Source organism: Plantactinospora sp. B5E13, from assembly GCF_039871775.1.
GTDB lineage: Bacteria > Actinomycetota > Actinomycetes > Mycobacteriales > Micromonosporaceae > Plantactinospora.
On record NZ_JBDPLT010000111.1, the window covers coordinates 1 to 1,093 of the forward strand.

Sequence of the window (1,093 nt, forward strand, 5' to 3'; positions counted from 1 at the left end):
CGCGTGCTGCCGCACCGCTGGTGCTCGAAACCGGTCAACGGGAACTGCTGGAGTCTCTTGCCAAGTCGCGTACGGTCGAGCATCGGCTGGTGCAGCGGGCGCAGGTGCTGCTGCGCGCCGCGGACGGGGTGTCCAACGCCGACAATGCGGTGATGGCTGGGGTGACCCGGATGACGGTTCGGGCGTGGCGGGCCGAGTTCGCCGAGCGCGGGCTTGCCGATCTGGGCAAGGTGGCCGCCGGTCGGGGCCGCAAGCCGTCGATCCCGCAAGCGGTGATCGACCAGATCGTGGACCTGACGCTGCATTCGCGGCCGGAGGGGGCCACGCACTGGTCGTGCCGATCGATGGCGGCGAAGGTCGGTGTCAGTCCAGCGACGGTGCAGCGGGTCTGGGACGCCCGAGGGCTCAAGCCGCACCTGGTGGAGACGTTCAAGCTATCCAACGACAAGCGGTTCGAGGAGAAGCTCGTCGACGTCGTGGGCCTGTACCTGAACCCGCCGGACAAGGCGGTGGTCCTGTGCATGGACGAGAAGTCCCAGATCCAGGCCCTGGACCGAACGCAGCCGAGCCTGCCGCTCAAGCCCGGTCGGGCCGGCACGATGACTCACGACTACAAGCGGCATGGCACCACCACACTGTTCGCGGCGCTGGACGTGCTGACCGGCAAGGTCATCGGCAAGTGCTTCGCCCGGCACCGGCACGACGAGTTCCTGCGGTTCCTGCGCACGATCGATACCACGGTGCCGCGCAAGCTGCAGATCCACCTGATCGTCGACAACTACGGCACCCACACCCACCCCAACGTCAAGGCATGGCTGGCCAAGCATCCCCGCTTCCACCTGCACTTCACCCCCACCAGCTCGTCCTGGCTGAACATGGTCGAGCGCTGGTTCGCCGAACTGACCGACAAGATGATCCGCCGCGGGGTGTTCCACAGCGTGGACGACCTCATCACCGCGATCGAGGACTACCTACGCGTGCACAACGACGACCCGAAACCATTCGTCTGGACCGCCACCGCCGAATCAATCCTGGCCAAGGTCCGACGTGGACGAGTCGCTCTCCAGCAAGCGGCAAGCCAAAACTGAGACAG

At 66.2% G+C, this 1,093-nt stretch carries 1 protein-coding gene; it reads left to right on the forward strand.

Going from position 1 to position 1,093, the window contains the following annotated elements; translation table 11 throughout:
- Positions 1-44: 44 nt before the first annotated feature.
- Positions 45-1,088: an IS630 family transposase gene (locus ABGB05_RS36895; RefSeq protein ID WP_347658671.1), complete on the forward strand. Its 1,044-nt coding sequence runs from the start codon at positions 45-47 to the stop codon at positions 1,086-1,088.
- Positions 1,089-1,093 lie beyond the last annotated feature (5 nt).